The 25,029-nt window shown below is 70.9% G+C and carries 18 protein-coding genes; 15 read left to right on the forward strand and 3 right to left on the reverse strand.

Annotated elements, in window-relative coordinates; translation table 11 throughout:
• Positions 1 to 13: 13 nt before the first annotated feature.
• From fxsA to BKI49_RS25405, 6 genes are all read left to right on the forward strand, one after another.
• The gene (gene fxsA, locus BKI49_RS25380) at positions 14 to 235 is read left to right on the forward strand and encodes an FxSxx-COOH cyclophane-containing RiPP peptide (protein WP_095936585.1); all 222 of its coding nucleotides are present in this window, start codon (positions 14 to 16) and stop codon (positions 233 to 235) included.
• Positions 236 to 672: 437 nt separating this feature from the next.
• On the forward strand, positions 673 to 1,836 hold the full coding sequence (locus BKI49_RS25385) for an FxsB family cyclophane-forming radical SAM/SPASM peptide maturase (RefSeq protein ID WP_095936752.1): 1,164 nt from the start codon (positions 673 to 675) through the stop codon (positions 1,834 to 1,836).
• Positions 1,836 to 3,518, forward strand: a complete 1,683-nt coding sequence (locus BKI49_RS25390; protein ID WP_095936753.1) for an aKG-HExxH-type peptide beta-hydroxylase — start codon at positions 1,836 to 1,838, stop codon at positions 3,516 to 3,518. Before BKI49_RS25385 ends, BKI49_RS25390 begins: the two co-directional genes overlap by 1 nt.
• 138 nt (positions 3,519 to 3,656) lie before the next feature.
• Complete coding sequence (fxsT, locus tag BKI49_RS25395) at positions 3,657 to 6,668, forward strand: FxSxx-COOH system tetratricopeptide repeat protein (RefSeq protein ID WP_095936586.1); 3,012 nt, start codon at positions 3,657 to 3,659, stop codon at positions 6,666 to 6,668.
• Positions 6,669 to 6,857: 189 nt separating this feature from the next.
• Positions 6,858 to 7,304, forward strand: coding sequence for a nuclear transport factor 2 family protein (locus BKI49_RS25400; RefSeq protein ID WP_095936587.1), 447 nt, complete (start codon positions 6,858 to 6,860; stop codon positions 7,302 to 7,304).
• 42 nt (positions 7,305 to 7,346) lie between these two features.
• A complete protein-coding gene (locus BKI49_RS25405; RefSeq protein ID WP_051370789.1) occupies positions 7,347 to 7,979 on the forward strand; it encodes a nuclear transport factor 2 family protein in 633 nt (210 codons plus the stop codon).
• A 116-nt stretch (positions 7,980 to 8,095) separates the two neighbouring features.
• On the opposite strand, the gene BKI49_RS25410 is transcribed toward BKI49_RS25405, so the two are convergent.
• Entirely contained in the window at positions 8,096 to 9,121 is a 1,026-nt protein-coding gene (locus BKI49_RS25410; RefSeq protein ID WP_095936588.1) for an aldo/keto reductase, read from the reverse strand.
• Between the two features lie 299 nt (positions 9,122 to 9,420).
• On the opposite strand from BKI49_RS25410, the gene BKI49_RS25415 reads away from it, so the two are divergent.
• Both BKI49_RS25415 and BKI49_RS25420 read left to right on the forward strand, forming a co-directional pair.
• Positions 9,421 to 10,110 (forward strand): NADPH-dependent F420 reductase, encoded by a 690-nt coding sequence (locus BKI49_RS25415; RefSeq protein ID WP_095936589.1) that lies wholly within the window; start codon positions 9,421 to 9,423, stop codon positions 10,108 to 10,110.
• 59 nt (positions 10,111 to 10,169) lie between these two features.
• Complete coding sequence (locus tag BKI49_RS25420; protein WP_179332574.1) at positions 10,170 to 11,639, forward strand: MFS transporter; 1,470 nt, start codon at positions 10,170 to 10,172, stop codon at positions 11,637 to 11,639.
• 344 nt (positions 11,640 to 11,983) lie between these two features.
• Here the strand turns inward: BKI49_RS25420 and BKI49_RS25425 are convergent, their stop codons facing one another.
• Positions 11,984 to 12,442 (reverse strand): nuclear transport factor 2 family protein, encoded by a 459-nt coding sequence (locus BKI49_RS25425; RefSeq protein ID WP_095936591.1) that lies wholly within the window; start codon positions 12,440 to 12,442, stop codon positions 11,984 to 11,986.
• A 488-nt stretch (positions 12,443 to 12,930) separates the two neighbouring features.
• Between BKI49_RS25425 and BKI49_RS25430 the strand changes: the two genes are divergently transcribed.
• From BKI49_RS25430 to glgB, 6 genes are all read left to right on the forward strand, one after another.
• Positions 12,931 to 13,770, forward strand: coding sequence for a type 1 glutamine amidotransferase domain-containing protein (locus BKI49_RS25430; RefSeq protein WP_095936592.1), 840 nt, complete (start codon positions 12,931 to 12,933; stop codon positions 13,768 to 13,770).
• 68 nt (positions 13,771 to 13,838) lie between these two features.
• Positions 13,839 to 15,515, forward strand: a complete 1,677-nt coding sequence (locus BKI49_RS25435; protein ID WP_095936593.1) for a thiamine pyrophosphate-binding protein — start codon at positions 13,839 to 13,841, stop codon at positions 15,513 to 15,515.
• Between the two features lie 2 nt (positions 15,516 to 15,517).
• Positions 15,518 to 16,135: a DJ-1/PfpI family protein gene (locus BKI49_RS25440; protein ID WP_051370795.1), complete on the forward strand. Its 618-nt coding sequence runs from the start codon at positions 15,518 to 15,520 to the stop codon at positions 16,133 to 16,135.
• Positions 16,132 to 18,162, forward strand: a complete 2,031-nt coding sequence (locus tag BKI49_RS25445) for an alpha-1,4-glucan--maltose-1-phosphate maltosyltransferase (RefSeq protein ID WP_095936594.1) — start codon at positions 16,132 to 16,134, stop codon at positions 18,160 to 18,162. The genes BKI49_RS25440 and BKI49_RS25445 overlap by 4 nt, the downstream gene beginning before the upstream one ends.
• Complete coding sequence (locus tag BKI49_RS25450) at positions 18,159 to 19,586, forward strand: maltokinase N-terminal cap-like domain-containing protein (RefSeq protein ID WP_095936595.1); 1,428 nt, start codon at positions 18,159 to 18,161, stop codon at positions 19,584 to 19,586. The genes BKI49_RS25445 and BKI49_RS25450 overlap by 4 nt, the downstream gene beginning before the upstream one ends.
• 200 nt (positions 19,587 to 19,786) lie before the next feature.
• On the forward strand, positions 19,787 to 21,988 hold the full coding sequence (glgB, locus tag BKI49_RS25455) for a 1,4-alpha-glucan branching protein GlgB (protein ID WP_095936754.1): 2,202 nt from the start codon (positions 19,787 to 19,789) through the stop codon (positions 21,986 to 21,988).
• A gap of 36 nt (positions 21,989 to 22,024) precedes the next feature.
• Here the strand turns inward: glgB and BKI49_RS25460 are convergent, their stop codons facing one another.
• Positions 22,025 to 23,404 carry a helix-turn-helix domain-containing protein gene (locus tag BKI49_RS25460; protein WP_306453575.1) on the reverse strand — a complete coding sequence of 460 codons (1,380 nt, stop codon included), beginning with the start codon at positions 23,402 to 23,404 and terminating at the stop codon, positions 22,025 to 22,027.
• Between the two features lie 421 nt (positions 23,405 to 23,825).
• Here BKI49_RS25460 and glgA point away from each other — a divergent pair, with 421 nt between their 5' ends.
• The gene (glgA, locus tag BKI49_RS25465; RefSeq protein ID WP_095936597.1) at positions 23,826 to 25,010 is read left to right on the forward strand and encodes a glycogen synthase; all 1,185 of its coding nucleotides are present in this window, start codon (positions 23,826 to 23,828) and stop codon (positions 25,008 to 25,010) included.
• Positions 25,011 to 25,029 lie beyond the last annotated feature (19 nt).

Consider the following 25,029-nt stretch of genomic DNA (forward strand, 5'->3'; position numbering starts at 1 on the left):
TGAGGGGGAGGACATGGGTGCACGGGACGAAGCACTGGATTGCGACGTCGCCGCGGAGCGGCTGCCCGGCCCGGCGGACCTGCCGGCTCCGGAGGAACTGCCGGACCTGCTGGAGCTGGACCTCGCCGATCTCAGGACGATCCAGCACCCGGTGCTGGCCGAGGTGCTGACGGAGCTGAGGGACCGGGCCGGGCAGCCGAGCGAGATGCTGTGGGGGTTCAACAACGCGTTCTGACGGGCGCACGAGGCCGGTGAGCCGAGCGAAAAGCGGTCAATCTTCGCTCATTAAGCGTCAGTTCCGGTCGGCGCTGTGGTTGAACCGGACAAGTTCCAACGTGCCGCGTTTGTGTCGGGCCCCTGTCAGGGAATGGCGCCCCGTACGGACCGCCGGGGGATGGCGCTCTGTACGGGCAGGGGCCCGTGGCACGGACCGTACGGTCGAAGCCGCGGGCCGGACAGCATGGGGGTGCCGGAGTGTCTGACGAGGTGACCTCCGTGATCCCGACGACACCCGCCACCCCTGCGGCCCCTGCCGCGCCCGCGCCCCGCACGGGGGCTCCGGGCCGCCTCACCGGTACTCCGACACCCACCGGTACTCCGGCTCCCGCAGCCGCCACGGCGCAGGTGGCGTCCGCCGGGTCGCCGGCGCGCTCCCCGGTCCCGCGCGGCCGCGTGAGTACTCCCGAACCGCCGTTCCCCTTCCGGCAGTTCATCGTGAAGATGCACGGCCGCTGCAACCTCGCCTGCCGCTACTGCTACCTCTACGAAGGCCCCGACCGCGGCTGGCGCACCCGCCCCGCCGCCGCCTCGGCCGCCGTGCTGGAGCGGACCGCGGGACGCATCGGCGAACACGCCCGCGCCCACCGGGCCACGGCTGTCTCCCTGGTGCTGCACGGCGGCGAGCCGCTGCTCGCGGGCGCGGACACGCTCGCACGCTTCACCGGTCTCGTGCGGGCCCGTGTTCCCGACGCCTGTGCCGTCCACGCCACCGTCCAGACGAACGCCACCCTGCTCGACGAGCGGCGGCTCGCCGTCCTCGCCCGGCACGGCATCCGTGTCGGGATCAGCCTGGACGGCGGCCTGCCCGCCCACAACGCGCTGCGCACCGACCGCGCCGGGCGCCCGTCCTGGCCCGCCGCCGCGCGCGGCGCCCGTCTGATCGCCGACCGCCACCCCGAGGCGTACGCCGGCATCCTCACCGTCGTGGACCCCACGACCGACCCCGTCGAGGTCTACGAGTCCCTGCTCGCGCTGCGGCCACCGGCTCTGGACCTGCTGCTGCCGCACGGCAACTGGTCCGCCCCGCCACCGGGCCGGGACGGCACCGGAACCCCGTACGGGGACTGGCTGTGCGCCGTCTTCGACCGCTGGTGGGGAGCCGGACGCCGGGAGACACGGGTACGTCTCTTCGAGGAGTGCGTCGCGCTGCTGCTCGGGCTGCCCGCCGCCACCGAGTCGCTGGGCCTGGCCCCCTTCGACGCCGTGGTGGTGGAGACCGACGGGTCGATCGAACAGGTCGACTCGCTGAAGTCCTGCTACGAAGGAGCGGCCGAGACCGGCCTCGACGTCTTCCGGCACAGCTTCGACGACGCCCTGCGTCACCCCGGTGTGGTGGCCCGGCAGGCCGGCTCCGCCGGGCTCGCCACGAGCTGCCGCGCCTGCCCACTGCTCTCCGTCTGCGGCGGCGGACACTACGCGCATCGATACCGGGCCGGCCACGGCTTCGCCAACCCCTCCGTCTACTGCGCCGACCTCCAGCGCTTCATCCGCCATGTGGCGGTGAGGCTCGCCGGGGCCGCGCCCGTCCCCGCCTCTCGCGAAGGAGGCATCCCGTGATCCTGCCGGCGGTCCCGGAGCGGGCCCTGACCGAACTCGGCCGCACCGAAGGCGGCCCCGAGACCCTGGGGCTCCTCGTCCGCGACCAGCACACGCGACGGCTGCTGTTGCTGCGGGCGGTGCTCGACGCGGCGGAGGCGGCCGGCCCGGCGGTCTGCTCCGCCGCGGCACGGGCCCGGTTGCGGGACGACTGGGCGCTCCTGGAGGAGGCCGACCGGGTGGAACGGCCGGGCCGGGCCCACCGGTGCCCGGTGTCCTCCGCACGGGCGGAGGGCGGGTACGCCGGGCCGCACGGCGATCTCGGCACGCGGGGCGCCCTCGGGACGCGCGGCGATCGCTGGACGCAGGGCGACCTCGGGGCGTACGGAGACCCTGGGCCGCCCCCGGACCCCGCACCGCACGCGGACCCCGTGGTGCACGCGGATCCGGTCGTGCACGCGGACCCCGTGGTGCGTGGCGCGGCCGAGGCCGTCTCCGCCCTCGCCGCCCCGCCGTTGTCCCCCGTCCGGGCCCTCCTGCTGCATCCGTTCGTGGGCCCGTGGGCCCGGCACTGCCTGAGCGGGCTGGGTACCCTGCCGGGGCCGCGCACGGACCGCGACGCGCGTGAACTGGCCTGCGGGCTCGCCCATTTCGGGGCACTCGCCGCCGCCGCGGCCACGCGGGCCGGCATCGCCTTCGCGCTACGCCTGACCGCACTCGACGGCGTGCTCACGCTGCCCTCGCTCGGCGCGCTGCGCACGCCCACCTCGGGGGACACCCCGGTGGACGTGGTGCACCGCCGCGGGCGCCTGACGTTCCGCAGGGCCGGCGCGGCGGACGTGGTCGTGCACCTCCAGACCGGCGTCGGAGCGTGGTCCGACGCCGCCGCCTGGACCCCGGCGCACGCGCTCCCCGGTCTGCTCCCGGGCTCGGTGCCCGTCCCCCTGGACGACCTCGACCCCTACCGCACCGCACGCGGCGGGTCCCGCCCCCACACGCTCAGCGGCCCGGTGACGCTCGACGACGAGGAACGCAAGCACTGGCTGCACGCCTGGTCGGGTACCGCGCCCGAACTCGGACTCGGCGGCACGCAGCGGCTCGCGGAGGCCGTGTCCCTGCTGCGCTGTCTGGTCCCGCTGTCCGCGCCGCCCGGCTCGGTGCCCGGCGGACGCCCCGGCGGCAGTTGCAGTGTCACCCGGCGCGAGGCCTTCGGCGCCGTGCTCAGCAGCACCCCGGCCGGGCCCACCGCGCTGGCCGCCACCCTCGTCCACGAGGTCCAGCACACCAAACTTGCCGCGCTCACCGACATGCTGACGCTCCATCACGCAAGCGCGAACGCACGCTACTTCGCACCGTGGCGACCCGACCCGCGGCCGTACGACGGCCTGTTGCAGGGCACCTACTCCCATCTCGCGCTGGCCGACTTCTTCCAGCGCCGCGCCCTCGCCACCGACCGCCCGGCCGACCGGGACGCCGCCTGGGCCCAGCACGCGCGCTACCAGGAGCAGGTAGGAGCCGCCCTGCCGACGCTCGTGGGGTCGGGTGATCTCACCGAGCCGGGACGCAGGTTCGTGAACCAGATGGTCCGGGTGTACGAACGACTGGCCGAGCGCCCGGCACCCCGGGGCCAGGCCGCACGGGCGGCGGCGTACGTCCGGGCGGCGCGCGCCCTGTGGACGCAGCGCCATGCACCCGCCGAATAATGCCGGATGCCAGCCGTTTCAAGATCCTTGCGCGAAGATCGTCGCGTTTGAGGAAACGAACCACGGCAGCGGCTACTGGTGGCAGGCCACTGGTTGTTGCCGGGCTCAGGTTCTAAAATCACGCGGGGAGGCCGCTGCATGTCTGGAGCTCGTACGCCGGTCGGGCCAACCGAGAGGGGGGCCGCGAAGCAGACCGTCACGATCAGCTTCGCCGGTTTCAACCGGGCCTGGGCGGCCTGGATCGGGGACCGCCTGGAGCGGCGCGGCCATCGCGTCGTGTACCAGCGCTGGGACTCCCCGGCCGAAGTCGCGCTCGTGGACCTGCTGCGCGACCTGATGCTGGCCCAGGGCCGCATCCTCGTCATCGTCAGCGAGTGGTACTTCCAGCTGGGCCCGCGCACCCACGAGGAGTGGAACACCGCCCTGCGCGAGGTCGTCGCCCCCGATCCGGCCCGGTTCGCGGCCGTCTCCGTCACCAACAGCACCCTGCCGGCCGCCGCCGCCGTCCTCGGCGCGGTCGAGCTGAACAACATGGGTGCCGACGAGGCCGAGCGGCGCGTCCTGGACCGTCTCGACCTGCCCGCCGACCCGCTCCCGGCCCCCGCCGACGGCACCCGCCAGGGCCCCCGCTTCCCCGCGGCCATGCCCGAGGTGTGGGGCGGAGTACCGCGCCGCAACACCCGCTTCACCGGCCGTGAGCCGCTCCTGAACGACGCCTACCACCTCCTCCAGGGCGCCGAGCCGGGCGCGGGCGTGGTCACCCTGCACGGCATGTCCGGCGTGGGCAAGACACAGCTGGCGGCCGAGTACGTCTACCGCTTCGGCTCCGAGTACGACGTGGTGTGGTGGGTCAACGCCGAGAAACGCGTCACCTACCGGCGCCGACTGGCCGAGCTGGCACCCCAGTTGGGTCTGAGCACCGGCGCCGAGTACGGCGAGCGGCTGCGCGCCGTGCGGGACTCGCTGCGCCGCGGCGACCCGTACGCGCGCTGGCTGCTCATCCTGGACGGCGCGGACGAACCGGACCAGATCTGGGACCTGGTGCCCAACGGTCCCGGACACGTCCTGATCACCTCGCGCAACCCCGAGTGGAGCGAGCACAACAGCCGGCTGCTGGAGGTCCCGGTCTACGACCGCGACGAGTCGGTCGCCTTCATCCGCCGGCGCGCCCCGCGGCTCTCGGAGGCCGAGGCCGACCAGCTCGCCGAGGCACTGGAGGACCTGCCCCTCCTGCTCGACCAGACCGCCGGCTGGCTCAACGACTCGGCCCTCTCCGTCGAGGAGTACATCGGCCTCCTCGAAGGCGGCATCGACCAGGACGTCGTCAAGATCTCGACCGACTTCCCGGTCGCCTTCCAGACCGCCTGGTCGATACTGCTGAACAAGCTCCGCGACACCGTCCCGGAGTCCGTGGACCTGCTGCGCCTGTGCACCTTCTTCGCGCCCGGATTCATCCCCGTGCGGCTGCTGAAGGAGATGCCGCACGACGAGCTCCCCGAACAGATCGCCGGCCTCCTCAACGACCCGCTGCTGTGGAACAAGGCGATCAACCAGCTCCGCCAGTACTCCGTCGTCCGCCTGGAGTCCCACGAGTCGGCCGGCGACGAGACCGCCTCCTCCGGCGAGTCCCTCTATCTGCACCGCATGGTCCACCAGATCGTCCACAAGGACATGCCCGACGAGGACCGCACCGAGTTCATCGAGGTGGTGCGGCGGGCCCTGGCCGCGGCCGACCCCCGACGGCCCACCGACACCCGGCTCTGGCCCGGCTACGCGGAGATCGTCCCGCACCTGAAGTACGCGGACGTCCTGCAGAGCAAGGACCCGGCCGTGCAGTCGCTGGTCTTCAACTGCCTGCGCTACATGTACATCTCGGGCGAGTACCGCGCGGGCATCAAGCTCGGCGAACGTGCCCTGAAGGCTTGGCGCAGGCTGCTCGGCGAGAACCACCCGAGGATCTGGGAGCTGACCCACCACTACGCCAACCTGCTCCGCGCGGTCGGCGACTACCAGCGCACCGAGGCCATCGAGCGTGCCGCCGTCGACCATCTGCGCGAGCAGCGCGGCGAGCAGGACCTCGACCACTCCCGCGCCGTCAGCGGCCTCGCCGCCGACCTGCGCGGCCTCGCCCGGTACGACGAGGCCCTGACGCTCTCCCAGAGGCTCCTGGTGACCTACCGGGACCTCCTCGGCGAACAGGACTCCCGCACCCTCGGCGCCCAGAACAACCTCGCGGTCTCGCTGCGCCTGCTCGGCCGGTACCAGGAGGCCCTCGACACCGACCGGCGGACGCTGGAGGCACGCAGACTGCTGCTGCGCGCCCGCCACCCCTGGACGCTCAACTCGGAGAACTCGTACGCCACCGACCTGCGCCTGCTCGGCCGTTACGCCGAGGCCGCGTCGATCCAGACGAAGAACATGCGGGAGAACCGCATCGTCATGGGCGCCGACCGGCCGCAGACCCTGGACGCCGAGCACAACCTCGCCCTGTGCCACTACCGCAGCGGCGACCGCGCCACCGCCGGACCCATGCTCAGCCGCGTCCTGGAGCGCTGCGAGCGCGTCCTGGGCGAGACCGACCCGCAGACACTGCGTTTCGCGACCACCACCAGTTGCTTCGCCCGCGAGCACGGCGACATCGACCAGGCCCGGGAGCTCGGCGAGTCCGTCGTCGCCCGCTACGAGGTGATGCTCGCCGAGGGGCACCCCTACATCGCCGGGGTGCGCGCCAACCACGCCCTGGTGCTGCGCAGTGTCGGCGAACGGGACCACGCCCACGTCCTCATCGAACAGTCGCTGGCCGACATGACCGCCGCGGTGGGGGAGGCCCACCCCTGGACGCTGGGCTGCGCCATCAACGCCGCCGCCCTGCGCAACCTCGTGGGCGACCCCGAGGGCGCCGCCGCGCTCAGCCGGACCGCGGTCACCCAGGCCGGCGAGACCCTCGGCCGCACCCACCCCCTGACGCTGTCCGCGCGCGTCGCCCTCGCCGCCGACCTGCGCGGCCTCAGGGAGCGCCAGCAGGCCGAGAAGATCGAGCAGGAGGCTCTCGCCGACCTGGCCGCCACCCTCGGCGACCAGCATGTCCACACCATCTCTGCGCGCTCCCGCAACCGGCCCTACTGGGACTTCGAACCCCAGTCGACCTGAGCGTCACCGCACGCGCGCCGAAGGCCCGTACCCCTGGTGAAAGGGGTGCGGGCCTTTGTGGTGCGCACTGTCGAATACCAGGTCGACTCCCAGAAGTGTGGGGCAAGCACTTTCAAGTTGTCGCGGACCGGACGCCTTCGGAAGTTCACTGCTGAACGGGAGAAAACCGCAGTGCCGAAGGGAGAAGCTGTGCCGCACGACGATGAGCCGGCCAAGCGGAATGTGGCGCTGGTCGAACGGATGTATGAGCTCTTCAATACCGGGGACCTGAGCCTCCTGAAGGAAGAAGTCTTCGCGGCGGACCTCGTATGGACGCTGCCCGGACGCAATCCGGTCGGTGGGGTCAAGAACGGACCGGACGAGGTCATCGCCTTCTTCGGCGGTCTCGTCAATTCGGGAATCAAGGTCGACATCGTTCAGATCGACGCCTGGGGCGACGACACCGTGGTCGAGGTGCACCGCGGATACGGCGAATCCCGGGGCGCCGTGCTGGACGCGCTGAACTGCACGCACTACCGCATTCGCGACGGGCGCATCGCGGAAGTCCAGGTCTACATGAGCGACCAGTACGCGGCCGACAACTTCTTCTGGGCCGCTTACGACTTGGCCCCCATTCCGGACAGGTGGGCCAAGTAGCAGGCCCGCACCCTTAGGTCGGAACCCAGACAGGAGACACACATGCCCATCATCGAGCTCACCCTGGTCGAGGGATTCGCCGACGACGACCAGAAGTCGGATGTCATCACCCGGCTCGCGAACGTGGTCGTCGACGTCTTCGGCGAGATCACCAAGCCGAACATCTTCTCCCTCATCCGGGAAGTGAAGCCCGGCTCCTGGTCCATCGGCGGTGTCGTCGCGGACGCGGAGATGGTGGCCGGCGGCAAGGCCATCTCCAACGAGCAGATCGCCCACCGTCTCGACGAGGCGCGCGTGGTCGCCGCCTACGCGGCGCTGGCGAGCGGCGACCGTGCCGAGATCGACAAGTACTGGGATGCCGACATGACGTGGCTGGTTCCCGGTGAGGCGCCGGTCTCGGGCCTCAAGCAGGGCCTCGACAACTTCCTCTCCTTCATGGGCGAGGTGGGCGCGCTCGCCGACAACTCCTTCGTCATGGAGCGTTCGGCCACCCTCGTGCTCGGCGACACCAGCGTCGACCTGACGCACAACACCGCCACGCGCGCCGGTGACACGTCCCGCAAGCTCGACATCGACGTGGTGCACGTCATGCGCTGGCGCGACGGCAAGATCGTCGAGGGTCGCGGCGCGATCTTCGGCAGCGGCACCACCGAGTACAACGAGTTCTTCGCCTGAGCTGCCCGGCCGCGGCCCGCGACGCGGGCCGCGACCGGACGACGGTGGGCCGGGAGGCAGGTGCCTCCCGGCCCACCGTCGCGTCGTGCGCCGACTCCGCGCGCTGTCCCGGGTGTTCAGCGACCGCGCGGGACGACCCGGTGCCCCACCGAGCCGTAGACCCACTGAGCCGTCTGCTCGATGAAGTCGAGCGGGAACCCGCGGCTGAACTCTGTCGGCGCCTCCAGCCTGGTCAGCTGCTCCGCGGAGAGCGACAGGCCGGCGGCGCCCAGGTTGTCGGTGAGCTGGTCGAGCGTACGGACGCCCACGATCGGGTGCACCGACCTGTACCGTGCCCGCGTCCAGGCGATCGCCACCTGGGAGGGCGTGGCGTCCAGTTCGTCCGCGACCTCGGCCACGGCCTCCGCGACGGCACGGTCGCGCGGACTCATGTCCTGCGCCGACATGCGGGTCGGGCCGGTCGGCCTGCGGTCGGGCCGGGTGTACTTGCCGGAGAGGGCGCCGCTGGCCAGCGGACCCCAGCCCGCCACGGACAGCCCGGTCGCCTCCGCCATCGGCAGCACCTCGCGCTCGACGTCCCGGTTGAGCAGGTTGTACGGCACCTGGACCGCCGAGAACGGGGTCCAGCCGTGCTGCTCCGCCAGTGTGTTGGCCCGCGCCACCACCCAGGCGGGAGTGTCGGAGATGCCGAGGTAGAGGACCTTCCCCGAGCGCACCACGTCGTCGAGGGCGCGCATCGTCTCCTCGATCGGCGTGTTCGGGTCCCAGATGTGCACCCAGTAGAGGTCGATGTAGTCCGTCCGCAGCCGGCGGAGACTGGTCTCGAGGGACAGCCTCAGGTTCTTCCGGTGATTACCGGAGGCGTTGGGGTCCGAGGCGTCGCGGTAGAGCGTGTACTTGGTGGACAGAACGAATCGGTCCCGGTCCTTCTTCAGTAATTCCCCGAGAATTTCCTCGCTTTCCCCTTCGCCATAGTTCACCGCGGTGTCGATGACATTTCCGCCGGCCTGCGCATAGGCTTCGACGATACGTTCGTATTCCTTGTGCGCATTACCGTCGCGGTCCCGTCCGTGGAACGTCATGGCGCCGAGGAACAGTTCAGACACCCGTAGCCCCGTCTGCCCCAGCAGTTGATAGAGCATGTCTGTCCTCCTGTGTAGAACTCGGCCGCATGCTAGACGGCTGAGCTGCCGTGACACGCGTAGCACCGCGCGAGGCGACCGCACTGCGTCAGGTCGCGGCGCCCGGCGGTCCTCGCGCGGCACACCATCGTGGGCGGTGCGCCGTGGCCCGTGGCGGGCGTCATCACGAAGCACCGGCGGCGACTTGACACAGTTCCCGCACGGCGGCCACGGCCCCGGGCGGGCCCGCATTTCCGGTGCTAGCAATAAGAGCGGGCGATATCGCCTTCGTATGCCGGACAACCGGAAGGATGCATCGCATGCGCATCGGCGTATTGGGCACCGGAATGGTCGGAAAGGCCATAGCTTCTCGCCTTGTGGAAGTCGGACATGAAGTGCGTCTGGGGTCGCGGACCTCGGACAACGCGAATCTGCTGAATTGGGTCGAGGAGAACGGCGAGTCGGCCAGTGGCGGTACGTTCGCCGACGCCGCCGCCTTCGGATCCGTCGTCGTGAACGCCACCCGGGGCATCATCTCGCTCGACGTGCTGGAGGCGGCCGGCGAGGAGAATCTCGCCGGCAAGACCATCATGGATGTGGCGAACCCGCTGGTCATCACCAGTGAGGTGGAGCCGCCCTCGCTCGGCATTCTCAACGACGACAGCCTCGGCGAGCGCATCCAGCGCCGTTTCCCGACGGCGCGGGTGGTGAAGACGCTCAACACCATGAACTGCGACATCATGGTGAATCCGAAGGTGCTGTCCGGACACCACAACGTCTTCGTGAGCGGCAACGACAAGGCCGCCAAGGACGAGGTCGCCTCCCTGCTCGGCCAGTTCGGCTGGGGCGAGGACACCATTTTCGACCTGGGTGACATCACGACGGCCCGGGGTCCCGAGATGTTCGTCGCTCTCTATTCCCGGATGTTCCTGAAGATCCGGCACCTGCACTTCAACATCTCGGTCGTCTGGGACCCGAACGTGGAGCCGTTGCTGCCCGACGGGGTGTGACGGAAGGCGGCTCGGTCCCCACGGGGCAGAGTTCAGAATTCGAGGAGCGTATGACAGCCGTGAAATCGGTAATCGACCGGCGCTGGGGTGTCTTCACCCTGCTGGCCATAGCGCAGTTCGTGGTAATCCTGGACATCAGCGTCGTCAACATCGCACTGCCGTCGATGCAAGCCCCGCTGGGGTTCACCCAGGACGGTCTGCAGTGGGTTGTCGACGCCTACATGCTGACATTCGGCGGCTTCCTGCTCCTGGGCGGGCGTGCGGCCGACCTGTTCGGCCGCAAGCGGGTCTTCCTGCTCGGGCTGACCCTGTTCGGGCTCGCCTCCTTCGCCTGCGGTTTCGCCGACACCAGCGGACAGCTGGTGGCGGCGCGTGCGGCACAGGGGCTGGGCGGTGCGCTGATGTCGCCCGCGGCCCTCTCACTGGTCGTCGTGACCTTCCCGGAGGAGCGTGAGCGCAACCGGGCGATGGCCCTGTGGGGCGCCGTCGCCGCCGCCGGTGGCGCGGCCGGCGTGGTGCTCGGCGGTGTGCTGACCGACGCCTTCGGCTGGGAGTGGGTCTTCTGGATCAACGTGCCCCTGACGCTGGGCGGCGCGCTGGTCGGCGTACGCCTGCTCACCGAGGCCGAACGCAGCGGCAACGCCCGCCACTTCGACCTGCTCGGCGCGATCAGCGTGACGGCCGGTCTGTCCGCGCTGATCTACGGGTTCGTGCGGATCGGTGAGCACGGCTGGGACGGTCGCGCGGGCGTGGCGCTGGCCGCCGCGGTGGTCCTGCTCGCCGTCTTCGTGGTCACCGAGCTCAATGTGCCCGAGCCCGTGGTCGACTTCAGCATCTTCCGGGTGCGTGGGCTCAGCGCCGCGAACGTCATCATGCTGATGTTCTCGGCCGGTGCCGTGGCCATGACCTTCTTCGTCACCATCTACGTCCAACGCGTGCTGGACTACGGTCCGATCGCGGCCGGGCTGTGCTTCCTGCCGATCGCGGTGGGCCAGGTGATCACGTCCCAGGTGGTCGTCGGCCGGCTCATGGGCAAGCTGCACATCTTCACCATCCTCGTGATCGGGCTCGGCCTGACCGCCGTGTCCTTCCTGTGGTTCGCCCAGCTGTCGACGGACGGCTCCTTCCTCCGGAGCATCCTCGGCCCCGGGCTCCTGCTCGCGGTCGGCAGCGGGTTCGCCTTCACGGCGCTCGTGGTGTCCTCCGTGTCGGGTGTCGACCCGGAGCGCTCCGGCATCGCCGGCGGCATGATCAACATGTCCCAGCAGATCGGTGGCGCCCTGGGGCTCGCCATCCTCGCCTCCGTGGCGAACTGGCGGAGCGACCGGATCGCGGACGGGCCGGTGGACGACTCCGCGCTCACCGCCGGGTTCCGGCTCGGCTTCCTGGTGGCCGCCGCGTTGATCATCGTGGGTGCGCTGATCGGCTGGATGGCGACGCGTACGCGGCCGGCCGCGCAGAGTGCGCCCGCCGCGCGGGTCATCGAGACCGCGGTCGACGAACAGCACGCCTCGGGGGCCGCCTCCTAGCGAGTCGCGGGCCCACGTCGCACCGAACGTGGCCGCCCCCCTGCCCCCGCCGTCATCTCCTCCCCCGACGGCGGGGGCCTTCGCATGCGCCGGCCCACCTGGGAACGGCCGTTCTTTGCCCCCTCCGCCCCTGCCCGTCCCGTACCCGGGGCTCCGGCCCCGGACCCCGCTCCTCAAACGCCGGAGGGGCTGTTTCAGCCCGTCCGGCGCTTGAGGACGAGGCCGTTCAGGCCGATCGGGGGTCTGGGGGCGGAGCCCCCGGAGGGCGCGCACACGCGTGCACCGGGCGGCGTGTTTCCGGTGCCGCCCGGTGCGGGTGGGGGGTCCTGCGGGGGTGTGGGCCGTCAGGCGTTCGCGCCCAGCGCGCTCACCACGTACTCCAGGGCGCCCATGGCCTTGGCGGTGCCGAGGCCGTCCATGTAGTCGCGGGCGTGGACGATCCGGCCGTCCCGGACCCGCAGGACCAGGATGCTGGGGACGAGGAAGGACTCGCCCGTCGTCGAGATCGTCCCCTCGAAGAAGCGCTCCGCGATGACGAGTTCGCGGTCCTTGCCCTCGTGGACGGCGACCTCGACGACCTTCTCCGTCCGCGCCGGGCTCTGCTCCCAGGCGGCCCGGTAGCCGGCCCGGACCTCTTCGCGGCCGTGGTAGTCGGTGACCCCGGGGAACAGGAACGGGAACTCGTGGACGGCGTCGACCGCGTACAGCTCGGCGACGGCGTCCGCGTCCGCAGCGACGATCGCTCGGTGGTAGGCCTCCAGGACCTCGCGGGGGCTCAGGTCCGTGCTCGGGGTGTCGGGCATGGCTGGGGATCCTTTCGGTCGGCGCACGGTTCGGGCGGCGCACGGACGCTCCTCGTCCGTCGGCGCACAGCCGGTTCTCATCCTTGGCCCCGGGGACCGGCGCGACCGGGCTCCCGCGCGACAGCGGGCGTACATCGCCAAGTCGGGGCGGAGACAGGCTGATCTCGGCTCGGGGCCGCCCGCGGACCGCACGGCACACGCCGCCGGCACCCGGCCGCGACCCGCACGGAAAGCCGCTCCGGCCCCGCACGGGAACACACCCCGACCTGCGAAGGAACCGGTCGACGCGCTTCCGGGCACCGGTCCGTCGGCTACCGGGACCGCGCCCCGCCCGGCAGGCACCGGAGGAATGCCCGATGTGCGGAAGTGTTTCCGGCCACTTGCCGATATGGACCCATCACATCAGCCACTCGTGGTCGGCCCGAACCCGCGGAACGTAGACATGAGTTCGACGGTTCGCGGACCGAACCGAACGAGAGGACATCCCCATGAGCAAGCGCATCCTCGTCGTCCTGTCCGAATACGGGTACTGGGGCGAAGAGTTGATCGGCCCTCTGGAGACCTTCGACAAGGCCGGGTACCACGTCAGTTTCGCCACGCCGACCGGAAAGCGTCCGGTGGCGCTGCCGCCGAGCATGGACCCCGACTACATCGACCCGCCCCTCGGCCGCTCGGTCACGACGCCCGAGATGGCGGCGAAGGTCCGGGCCATCGACAGCTCCTCCCGCCTCGACGACCCGCTCGACCTGTCGTCCTGGCTGCCCGACCGCCCCTACCGCAGCAAGCCGTACTTCCTGCGGGACTGGGAGGCGTACAACACCCGCCTGGAGCAGATCCGCGAGCAGATCGCGGGCCGCTACGACGCGCTGCTCGTCGTCGGCGGCAGCGGCCCGATCGTCGACCTCGCCAACAACTGGCGGGTCCACGACCTGATCCTCGCCTTCCACGCCCTCGACCTGCCGATCGCCGCCGAGTGCTACGGAGTGGCCGCGCTGGCCTTCGCCCGCGATCAGGAGGACCGCAGCTCCATCATCCGCGGCAAGCACGTCACCGGGCACTGCATCGAGTACGACTACAAGGACGGCACCGGCTTCATGGGCACCGACTTCGTGATCGGCCCGCCGCCGTACCCGCTGGAGTACATCCTGCGCGACGCGACCGGCCCCGACGGCGCCTTCCACGGCAACTTCGGCAGGACGACCTCCGTCATCGTCGACTACCCGTTCATCACCGGTCGTTCGACGCCCGACTCGTACCTGACCGGCGAGAAGGTCGTCGAGGTGCTGGAGAACGGCCTGCGCCAGTGGGGTTTCAGGGCCGCCGGCTGACGGCCCGGGCACGGCCGGGGGTCCGGGGGACCCCCGGAAGGCACAGTCGATCGAGAGGTGGACGCATCATGGTCAGCAGGCCCGCGCGGGTCGCGATCCTCGAACAGCTGCGGGCCGACGGGGTCCGGTACATGTTCGGAAACCCCGGCACGGTCGAGCAGGGTTTCCTCGACGAGTTGCGCAACTTCCCAGAGCTCGAATACGTCCTCGCGCTGCAGGAGGCCACCGCCGTCGGCATGGCGGACGGCTACGCACGGGCCACCCGCACGCCCACCGTCTGCCAGCTGCACACCGGCGTCGGCCTCGGCAACGGCATCGGCATGCTCTACCAGGCGATGCGCGGACACGCCCCGCTGGTGGTGCTCGTCGGAGAGGCGGGCCTGCGCTACGAGGCCATGGAGGCGCAGATGGCCGCCGACCTGGTCGGCATGGCTGAGCCCGTCACCAAGTGGGCCACCCGGGTCGTCGACCCCGAGTCCACGCTGCGCGTCCTGCGCCGCGCCTTCAAGGTGGCCGCGACACCGCCGTACGGGCCCGTCCTCGTGGTGCTGCCCGCCGACGTGATGGACCGCGACACCTCCGAGGCGGCCGTACCGACGTCGTACCCGGTCACGGACAGCGTCCCCGACGCGGAGACGCTCGACCGGGCCGCGGGGCTGCTCGCCGGCGCGGAGCGGCCGATCGTCATCGCCGGCGACGGCGTCCACTTCGCCGGGGCCGAGAAGGAACTCGGCGACCTCGCCGAGACATGGGGCGCCGACGTGTGGGGCGCGGACTGGGCCGAGGTCAACCTCCCGGCCGAACACCCCGCCTACGCAGGCCAGTTGGGCCACATGTTCGGCGAGTCCAGCAGGCGCGTCACCGCCGCCGCCGACGCCGTGCTCGTCGTCGGCACGTACACGCTGCCCGAGGTCTACCCGCTGCTCGACGGGGTCTTCGCCGAGGGCGCCCCGGTCGTCCACATCGACCTGGACACCGACGCGATCGCGAAGAACTTCCCCGTCGACCTCGGCCTGGTGGCCGACCCGCGGCGGACCCTCGCGGGACTCACCCGCGCGCTCGGCACCCGCATGGACGACGCGAGCCGCGCACGCGCCGGGGAGTGGCTGCGCCGCAGGACCGCCGAGCGGGAGCGGCAGATCACGGACGCCCGCCGCCCCGACGACGGCGAACTGGCTCCCACGGCCCTGCCGACCACGGCGTTCCTGCGCGAACTCGCCCGCAGGCTCCCCGAGGACACCATGGTGTTCGACGAGGCGCTGACCGCCTCGCCCGACATCTCGCGACACCTTCCGCCCAACCGCCCCGGCCACTGGTTCCAGACCCGCGGCGGCTCCCTGGGCGTGGGCATCCCCGGCGCGCTCGGCGCCCGGCTCGCGCACCCGGAACGTACGGTCGTGGGCTTCACCGGCGACGGCGGGTCCATGTACACCATCCAGGCGCTGTGGACGGCGGCCCGCCACGGCATCGGCGCCAAGTTCGTGATCTGCAACAACAGCAGCTACCGGCTCCTCGAACTCAACATCGAGGAGTACTGGAGGTCGCAGTCCATCGACGCGCACGAGCAGCCGGAGATCTTCGACCTCTCGCAGCCCGCGATCGACTTCGTCGGACTCGCCCGCTCGCTCGGCGTGCCCGCCGTGCGCGTCGAGAAGCCCGACCAGGTCGAGGCGGCCGTCGCCGAGGCGCTGGGCACCGACGGGCCGTTCCTGATCGACTTGGTCACCGGCAGGGGGAGGGACTAGCCGTGCGGCTTTCCGGCCACAAGATCGCCGTCCTGATGGAGAGCGACTTCTACGAGCCCGAGATTCTCTACTACCAGTTCCGCTTCCCGGAGGAGGGCGCCGAGGTCCACTTCCTGTCCCGGCTCTGGGGCCAGGACTCGATGACCTTCCAGGGACACGAGCACCGGATGCCCTTCGAGGTCTCCGAGTCCTTCGAGGACATCGACGAGTTCGCCCTCAAGGAGTTCTCCGCCGTGATCGTCCCCTCGGGGATGGTCTCCGACCGGCTCCGCTACACCGAGGACCCGGACAAACTGCCGCCCGCGTCCGCGTTCCTGCGCCGTGCCTTCCAGGACCCGGCCATCGTCAAGGGCATCATCTGCCACGGCATGTGGCTCACCGCGCCGCTGCCCTCCCTGGTGCGCGGGCGACGCGCCGTCGTCCACAACAACCTCCTCGGCGACCTGCGCAACATGGGCGGCGAGTACGTCGACGAGGACGTCGTCGTCCACGACGACCTGGTCACCGCGCGCACCGGCCAGCACTGTCACGTGTTCGCCCGCACCATCATCGACCTCCTCGCGAGCAAGGAGAGGCCGGGCGTCCCTGGGCGCCGGACACCGGTGAGGAGCGGGACATGACCGCCATCGTGCCCTCGCACGCCCACCCGACGACTCGGGAACGCATCCCGATCAGGGACATCCGCCCTCAGGTGCGCGGCGGGCAGGTGCCCGCCAAGGCGGTGCGCGGCGAGACCCTGACCATCAGCGCCACCGTCTTCCGTGAGGGCGCCGGCACGGTCGGCGCCAACGTGGTCCTCTACGACCCGGCCGGCCGCCGGGGCCCCTGGACCCCGATGACCCTCGTGGACGCCGACTCGGACCGCTGGGAGGCCACGGTCGTCGTCGGGGCGGGCCGCACCGGACTGTGGACGTACACCGTCGAGGCCTGGGCCGACCCGCTCACCACATGGCGCCGCGACGCGCATCTGAAGATTTCCGCCGGGGTCGACGTCGAGCTGATGCTCGCGGAGGGGGCCCTGCTGCACGAGCGGGCCGCCCTCGGCATCCCGGACAAGGACCGCCGGGAGGCGGTGACGGCAGTGGCCGGAGCGCTCCGCGACGAAGCGAGCCCCTCCCCCCGCCGGCTCGAAGCGACCACCGGCCGTGAGGTGGTCGCCGCGCTGGAGAGCCACCCACTGCGAGAACTGGTCACCGTCTCCCGGCCGTTGCCCCTGCTCGTCGAGCGGCGGCGCGCCCTGGTCGGCTCCTGGTACGAGATGTTCCCGCGCTCGGAGGGCGCCGTGCTGCGGCCCGGCGCGCCCCCGGTGAGCGGCACCTTCGAGACGGCGGCCCGGCGGCTGCCCGCGATCGCCGCCATGGGCTTCGACGTGGTGTACCTGCCGCCCATCCACCCCATCGGGCACACGCACCGCAAGGGGCCGGACAACACGCTCACCGCCGGGCCCGACGACGTGGGGTCGCCCTGGGCCATCGGCTCGGCCCGGGGCGGGCACGACGCCGTGCACCCGGACCTCGGAACCCTCGACGACTTCCGCCGGTTCGTCGCCCGGGCGGGGGAGCTGGGCCTGGAGATCGCCCTCGACTTCGCGTTGCAGTGCTCGCCCGACCACCCCTGGCTGACCGAGCACCCCGAGTGGTTCACCCAGCGGGCGGACGGCACCCTCGCCCCGGCCGAGAACCCGCCGAAGAAGTACGAGGACATCCATCCCCTCTCCTTCGACACGGACTTCGAGGGGCTGGTGGAGGAGACCTTGCGGCTGCTGCGCCACTGGATGGACCAGGGCGTGCGCATCTTCCGCGTCGACAACCCGCACACGAAGCCGGTCGCCTTCTGGGAACGGGTCATCGGCGACATCGCGCTGACCGACCCCGATGTGGTGTTCCTGTCCGAGGCGTTCACCCGCCGGGCCATGGTGCACGCCCTCGCCCAGGCCGGATTCCAGCAGTCGTACACCTACTTCACATGGAAGAACGACAAGCCGGAGCTCACCGCGTACGCGACCGAACTCGCCCACGAGAGCTCCGACTTCCTGCGGCCCAACCTGTTCGTCAACACCCCGGACATCCTGCACGGCTACCTCCAGGACGGCGGCCGGCCCGCGTTCGAGGCCCGCGCGGTGCTCGCCGCGACCCTCGCGCCCACCTGGGGCGTCTACGCCGGGTTCGAGCTGTGCGAGAACGACGTGCTGAAGGGCGGCACCGAGGACTACCGGCATTCCGAGAAGTACGAACTGCGCCCGCGCGACTGGGCCGCGGCCGAGGCCGGGGGACGCACCATCACCCCGCTCATCACCCGACTCAACCAGCTGCGCCGCGCCCACCCCGCCCTCCAGGAACTGCGCAACCTGCGCTTCCACCCCACCGGTCACGACCAGGTGATCGCCTACTCCAAGCAGGTGGTACGGCCCGACGGCGACACCGACACCGTGATCGTCGTCGTCAACCTCGATCCGCACCGCATGTGCGAGACCACTGTCGACGTGGACCTCGCGGCTCTCGGCCTGCCCGAGGACGGCTCGCTGAAGGTGCGCGACGAACTCACCGGCGAGATCCACAGCTGGGGCCGTCACACGTACGTACGCCTGGAACCCGGGCTGACGCCCGCCCACCTGCTGGTTCCCGCCGGTTCGGGGGAGGCGTCATGACCGTCGCCGTCGCGGAGCCCGTGCTCGAACCCCTGCTGCCCGCGCTGACGCCGTGGCTGCGCACCCGCCGCTGGTTCGGCGGCGGGGTCCTGGACTCCGTGAGGCCCGTCGTGGTCTCGGTCGTCCACGACGAGGCGCCCGTCCTCGTGCACGCCGTGCTCGGCGTCCCGCGGCCGGACGGCGCCGAACAGCTCTACCAGCTCTTCCTCGGCCTGCGCCCCGCGCTGCCGGCACGTCTCGCGGGCGCGGCCGTCGCCACCGTGCCCGAGGGCCGCTGGCAGGGCTGGACGCTGTACGAGGCGACGGAGGACGCCGCACTGATGGGGGTGCTGCTGCGCTCCCTCGCCGTCCGCGGCCGACGCGACGGACCCCGCCTGGAGCGCACCTCCGCGCACCCCCTGCCCGTCGGTCTGGTGCCCCGTCTGCTGTCCGCCGACCAGAGCAACAGCGCGGTGGTGTACGGCGACCGGCTGCTGTTCAAGATCTACCGACGTCCCGAGCCGGGGCCGCACCTGGAGGTGGAGGCCCTGCGCGCCCTCACCGAGCGGCACTGCGCCCGTACCCCCGCACTGCACGGCACGCTGTACACCGACGCCCCCGGCGGGGAAGGCCTGGTCCTCGGCATGTTCGAGGAGTTCCTGCCCGTCGAGGCGGACGGGTGGCAGAGCGCCCTGCGCCAGGTCGGCGACTGCCTGGAGGGGCGGGACAGCGCGGCCCCCGTCACCGGCGGCTTCACGGCGCACGCCCGCGCCCTCGGCGAGGCCGTCGCCGAGGTGCACGCCGTGCTCGCCGACGCCTTCCCGCGGACCAGGGTCACGCCGGAGGAGGTGGCCGAGGAGGCCCGGCTGATGAAGCAGCGGCTGAGGCTGGCCGCCGACGAGGTGCCCGCCCTCGACCGCTACCGCGGCCGGATCGGCGCGCTCTACGACGACTACGCACGGCACGCGGGGCGCGGCTGCCCCGTCTTCGCCCAGCGCGTCCACGGCGATCTGCACCTGGGGCAGGTGCTGCCCACGGCGGACGGCTGGCGCCTGATCGACTTCGAGGGCGAGCCGGACCGCTCCGCCGCCGAGCGCGCCGAGCCCCAGCCCGTCCTGCGGGACGTCGCCGGGATGCTGCGTTCCTTCGACTACGCCGCGCAGACCGGTCTCGCCGCCGTGCGGAAACGGTCCGCCGACCGGACCCCGGGGCTCCGTCTGCGGCACGCCCGCCGCGCGGAGGCCTGGGCGATCCGCAACCGCCGCGCGTTCATCGCCGGATACGCCGCTGCCGGGGGCGCCGACCCGCGCTGCCACCCCGTGCCGCTGCGCGCGTTCGAGGCCGACAAGGCGGTGTACGAGGCGGTGTACGAGGCCCGGCACCGTCCGGACTGGCTCGGCATCCCCCTCACCGCCGTCCACCGTCTCGCCGGAGTGCGCGGCTGAGTGCCGCGTCGCCCGACCCGGGCCGCCATGGAGGACCCCCCGCACGGAAGTCACGCCGATCCGACGGTTCGCCCGGCACCGGCCCGGCACCACGCCCCCACCGGTACCGGTAGCCACCGACAACGAGAGGACCCCCACCGTTGCTGCAGACACGGGACGCCGACGCCCTCACCGCCGGACCCGGGCTCACCGGGGCACGGATGGCCGACGCCGAGCTCGACCGACTGCTCGCCGGGGCGCACCACGCCCCGCACGCGGTCCTCGGCGCCCACCGGGCCGAGGACGGCTCCGGGGTCGTCGTACGCGTGCTCCGTCCGCGCGCCGGAGCCGTCGCCGTGCTCACCGACCGCGGCGCCCGGGTCGACCTGGTCCACCAGTCGGCGGGGCTGTTCACCGGCACACTGCCGGTCGACGAGATCCCGCGCTACCGCCTGCTGGTGACGTACGGGGAAGGCGAGGAGGCGCACGACGACGGCTACCGGTTCCTGCCCACCCTCGGCGAGCTCGACCTGCACCTCATCTCCGAGGGCCGCCACGAGGAGCTGTGGCGTGTCCTCGGCGCACGGGTGCTGACCCTCGACGGCGTCACGGGCACCGCCTTCGCCGTCTGGGCTCCGAACGCCCAAGGGGTGCGCGTCGTCGGTGACTTCAACGGCTGGGACGGTGTGGCCCACCCCATGCGCTCGCTCGGGTCCAGCGGGGTCTGGGAGCTGTTCGTGCCCGCGGTGGGCGCCGGCACCCGGTACAAGTACGAGATCCGCACCCGCGACGGACGGCTGATCCAGAAGGCCGATCCGCTGGCCCGCGCCGCCGAGTGCCCGCCGGCCACGGCGTCCGTCGTGCACACCTCCACGTACGAGTGGACGGACGCGGAGTGGATGGCGAGCCGCGGCGGGCAGGACTGCCGGCTCACCCCGATGTCCGTGTACGAGGTCCACCTGCCGTCCTGGCGCCCCGGGCTCACCTATCGGGAGCTCGCCGAGGAACTCCCCGCCTATCTCACCGACATGGGATTCACCCATGTCGAGTTCATGCCCGTGATGGAGCATCCTTTCGGCGGCTCCTGGGGATATCAGGTCTCCGGTTTCTACGCCCCCACCGCGCGGATGGGCGGACCCGACGATTTTCGGCATCTGGTGAATGCGCTTCACACAGCCGGAATCGGAGTCGTCGCCGACTGGGTCCCCGCGCATTTCCCCCGGGACGACTTCGCCCTCTCCCGTTTCGACGGAGAGCATCTCTACGAACCGTCCGACCCGCGGCGCGCGAATCACCCGGACTGGGGCACCCTCGAATTCGACTACGGCCGCCGCGAGGTCCGTAATTTCCTCGTGGCGAACGCGGTCTACTGGTGTTCCGAGTTCCACATCGACGCGCTGCGGGTGGACGCGGTCGCCTCCATGCTCTACCTCGACTACTCCCGCCCGGAGGGCGGTTGGGCCCCCAACGAGCGCGGGGGCAGGGAGAACCTCGCCGCGGTCGCCTTCCTCCAGGAGCTGACCGACACCGTCCGCCGCCGGGTGCCGGGCGCCCTCACGATCGCCGAGGAGTCCACCGCCTGGCCGGGCGTGACCCGGCCCACTTTCGACGTCGGACCCGACGGATTCGGCGGACTCGGCTTCGATCTGAAATGGAACCTCGGCTGGATGCACGACACGCTCGGCTATCTGGAACGTGACCCTGTGCACCGGGTCCATCACCACGACGACATGACCTTCGCGATGGTCTATGCCTACAGTGAGCGGTATCTGCTGCCGCTCTCCCACGACGAAGTCGTGCACGGCAAACGCGCCATGGTGGCCAAGATGCCGGGGGACTGGTGGCAGCAGCGGGCGAATCTGCGGGCCTGTCTGGCATTCATGTGGGCCCACCCCGGAAAGCAACTCCTGTTTATGGGACAAGAGTTCGGGCAGGGCGCGGAGTTCGACCACGACGCGGGCCCGCAGTGGTGGCTGCTGGACGAGAAGTGGCCCTCGCACGACGACCACCGGGGCGTCCAGTCCCTGGTCCGCGATCTGAACCGGGTCTACGTGGCAACGCCCGCCCTGTGGGAGCTGGACACCTCACCGGACGGCTTCGCCTGGATCGACGGGTCCCACGCGGAGGCCAACGTCCTGTCCTTCGTGCGCCGCGACGCGGAGGGGCGCCCGCTGGTGGCCGTCTGCAACTTCTCCCCGGTGGTGCGCGCCGGGTACCGCGTCGGGCTGCCGGAGGCCGGCCCGTGGCGGGAGGCCCTCAACACCGACGCCGTCGCGTACGGCGGAACAGGCGTACGCAACGGCAGGGTGATCCGGACGGAGCCACTGCCCTGGCACGGGCAGGCGCGGAGCGCGGTGCTGACGCTGCCGCCGCTGGGGGTGTTCTGGCTGTCGCCCGCGTCTCCGGAAGGCGATGAGGAGTGACGGGCGGGGATGTTCCGTACCGGCGCGGGGCCGTCGCTATCCCCGGTCGTCGGCGAGCGATGCCTGGACGTGCGGGGTGCGGGCCACACCGGCCGCCGAGAGGGCCATGTCGTAGGCCTGGAGGGCCTCCTTGACGTCCCCGCCGTGGCGCTGCCACAGGTCGCCGATGTAGCGCCAGTTGAGGGTGGTGTCCCGGGACGGCGGGAAGTGCCGCAGGTGCCGGGTCGCCGCCTTCAGGTACTGCAGTGCCCGGTCGGGATCCTGCCTCAGGAAGTAGATCTCGGCCAGGGTCACCCGGGCGGTCACGGACTGGATCCGGGGCTCGGTGCCGAGCAGTCCCAGCGCGCGCTCCGCGTGGGCCACGGCCTCGTCCCAGTGTCCGAGGGCCTTCTCCGCGTCGGCGAGGGAGATCTCGCAGTGGGCGAGTTCGTCCGCGTTGCCGACCTCGGCCAGGGACTGCTGGGCGGATTCGAGGAGCTCCTTCGCCCGGTCGGGGTCGGGCATGCTGCTCTGCATCAGCAGGTAGCTGAAGTTCAGCTTGAGCATGGCGACGTGGCGCTGGTTGTCTCCCTCGGCCATCATGGCCAGGGCCCGTTCGACCAGGGCGAGTGCCTCGTTCAGCTTGCCTCTGGAGTTGGCGACGAGCCCGGCGTTCCAGTAGACGGCGCCGCGTGCCGCGTAGGAGCCTTCCGCCTCGGAGGCCGGGATGAGCCGTTCACCGAGAAGGTGCGCGCGGGTCAGGTCGCCCCTCATGCGGTACGACCCCATGAGCGTCGAGCCGAGCTGGATGTGATCCATCGTCACATCGAGTCCGAGCGAGTCCAGTTCTGCCAGCGCCCGCTCGCCGATCTCGATGCTGACGGTGATGTCACCGGCGTTGCGGTAGCAACGGGACAGAGCGACGGCGATCCTGCACCAGTCGTCCGAGCCGGCGGCGAGGGTGGGGTCGTTGAAGACGTCCTCGAGGATCGGGATGGCGGCTTCCAGGCGGTCCAGCTTCTCGAGCGCGGTGGCCTGGCCGACCAGGGCGCGGCGTGTCGTCGCGGCGTCCAGGGCTGAGCGGCGGGCCAGGACTTCGCTGAAGGTCTGCAGGGCCTCGCCGTTGACGCCGTTGCGCAGGGCCATCTCGCCGAACGCCAGCTTGAGCTGGGTCTCGCCGAGCTCCTGCCCGTCCCGCCCCGTGCGGAGGTACTCGACAGAGCTTCCGAGCTTGGCGGCGATCGTGGCCAGCACCGCGTCCGACGGGGTGCGCTTACCGGCTTCGATCAAGGAGATGTAGCTGATCGACACATCTTGGGAAGCCAGATCCTGCTGCTTCAGGCCATGCCTCGTGCGGAGCGTCCTTATGCGATCGCCAAGGCCTGTGGGTACGTGCGCCTCGGTGTAGTCCACCTGGACTCCTTCCGGAGCTTTCACAGTCCAGATTACAAACCCAAGTTACCAGTTTGACCGATGGTTGTCAAAAAGTCAACTCGATGTACACGCTGGCACGCGTCAATTAACCCACAGCGACGCCAGGTAAAGCGGGAGTGGTCATTCGAAGTGGATTCTTATATTCCGATTTCAATCAAAGGTCATCTTTTACCAAATCAAAACTTGACTGCATGAGTAAGATGAACTTGACTCATGGAGTCAATTCGCCGTGGATTGAAAGGTGAAGCAATGAGAAGGCGCTTCTTTCTGGTCGTCGCTTCTTTGATCTGTGCGATCGGTGTTTCCTCCAGTGCATTCGCCGCGGCTTCCGAGGGGTCTGCAAATGGAGCGATTATCGGGGCACCGAGTGCGACGGTGAAGCCCCTCTGCTGTGACTGCTGCTGACAGCGGTGTAAAGCCCCGCGTGGACATCCTCACCCGCGAATACCCACCCGAAATCTACGGTGGAGCGGGCGTCCACGTCGCCGAACTGACCAGGAGCCTGCGCAGGCTCACCGACGTGAGGGTGCGCTGCCTGGGAAGCCCCAGAGCGGAACGTGACGTCGAGGCGTATCGACCGCTCGAGGAACTCGCCTACGCCGACGGGGCGATGAAGTTCCTCGGGGTCGACCTGGCGATGGCGGGTGACTGTGCCGGTACGGGAGTCGTGCACAGCCACACGTGGTACGCCAACATGGCCGGTCATCTCGCGGGACTGCTGCACGGGGTACCGCACGTCGTGACGATGCACAGCCTGGAACCACTCCGCCCCTGGAAGGCCGAGCAGTTGGGAGGCGGGTACGCGCTCTCGTGCTGGATGGAGCGCACCGCCGTCGAGTCGGCCGACCAGGTCATCGCGGTCTCCGCCGCGATGCGGGAGGACATCCTCCGGGTCTACCCGGAGGTGTCGCCGGCGCGGGTCCGGGTGATCCACAACGGCATCGACACAAGGGAGTACAGAGCCGATCACGGCACCGAGGCGCTCCGCCGCTTCGGCATCGCCGAGGACAGGCCGATCGTGCTGTTCGTGGGCAGGGTCACCCGGCAGAAGGGGCTGCCGCACCTGCTGCGTGCGGCGTTCGACCTGCCGGCGGACGCCCAGCTCGTACTGTGCTGCGGCCAACCGGACACACCGGAGATCGCCGCCGAGGTGGCGGCGCTCGTAGAGGAACTGCGCAAGGAACGGGACGGCGTGATCCGCATCGACGGGATGCTGGACACGACGTCGGTACGACAACTGCTGACCCACGCCAGCGTGTTCGTGTGCCCCTCGCTGTACGAGCCGATGGGCATCGTGAACCTGGAGGCGATGGCGTGCGGTACGCCCGTGGTGGCGTCCGCCGTCGGCGGGATCCCGGAGGTCGTCGACGACGGGACGACCGGAACGCTGGTCGGTTTCGAGGCACATTCCGATGCCTCGGGCGAGCCACGGGATCCGGAGAAGTTCGCGGGCGGACTGGCCGCGGCGATCGGTGAACTGCTCGACGATCCCGTACGGGCCGCTGCCTTGGGGACAGCGGGCCGGGCGCGGGCGGTCGAGGAGTTCTCGTGGGACCGCGCCGCCGAGCGGACGATGGAGGTCTATCAGGACGTCCTCTCCGTACGGTGAACCAGGGCGCCGGTCAGGC

This window comes from Streptomyces sp. Tue6028, assembly GCF_002300165.1.
Classification (GTDB): Bacteria; Actinomycetota; Actinomycetes; order Streptomycetales; family Streptomycetaceae; genus Streptomyces; species Streptomyces siamensis.

What these genes read in the sequence shown, in the direction of transcription:
- BKI49_RS25435 (WP_095936593.1), top strand. Translation starts at nt 13,839, where the DNA reads ATGGTCAGCAGGCCCGCGCGGGTCGCGATCCTCGAACAGCTGCGGGCC.
- BKI49_RS25445 (WP_095936594.1), top strand. Translation starts at nt 16,132, where the DNA reads ATGACCGCCATCGTGCCCTCGCACGCCCACCCGACGACTCGGGAACGC.
- BKI49_RS25450 (WP_095936595.1), top strand. Translation starts at nt 18,159, where the DNA reads ATGACCGTCGCCGTCGCGGAGCCCGTGCTCGAACCCCTGCTGCCCGCG.
- BKI49_RS25405 (WP_051370789.1), top strand. Translation starts at nt 7,347, where the DNA reads ATGCCCATCATCGAGCTCACCCTGGTCGAGGGATTCGCCGACGACGAC.
- BKI49_RS25425 (WP_095936591.1), bottom strand. Translation starts at nt 12,442, where the DNA reads ATGCCCGACACCCCGAGCACGGACCTGAGCCCCCGCGAGGTCCTGGAG.
- BKI49_RS25410 (WP_095936588.1), bottom strand. Translation starts at nt 9,121, where the DNA reads ATGCTCTATCAACTGCTGGGGCAGACGGGGCTACGGGTGTCTGAACTG.
- glgB (WP_095936754.1), top strand. Translation starts at nt 19,787, where the DNA reads ATGGCCGACGCCGAGCTCGACCGACTGCTCGCCGGGGCGCACCACGCC.
- fxsT (WP_095936586.1), top strand. Translation starts at nt 3,657, where the DNA reads ATGTCTGGAGCTCGTACGCCGGTCGGGCCAACCGAGAGGGGGGCCGCG.
- BKI49_RS25430 (WP_095936592.1), top strand. Translation starts at nt 12,931, where the DNA reads ATGAGCAAGCGCATCCTCGTCGTCCTGTCCGAATACGGGTACTGGGGC.
- BKI49_RS25415 (WP_095936589.1), top strand. Translation starts at nt 9,421, where the DNA reads ATGCGCATCGGCGTATTGGGCACCGGAATGGTCGGAAAGGCCATAGCT.
- fxsA (WP_095936585.1), top strand. Translation starts at nt 14, where the DNA reads ATGGGTGCACGGGACGAAGCACTGGATTGCGACGTCGCCGCGGAGCGG.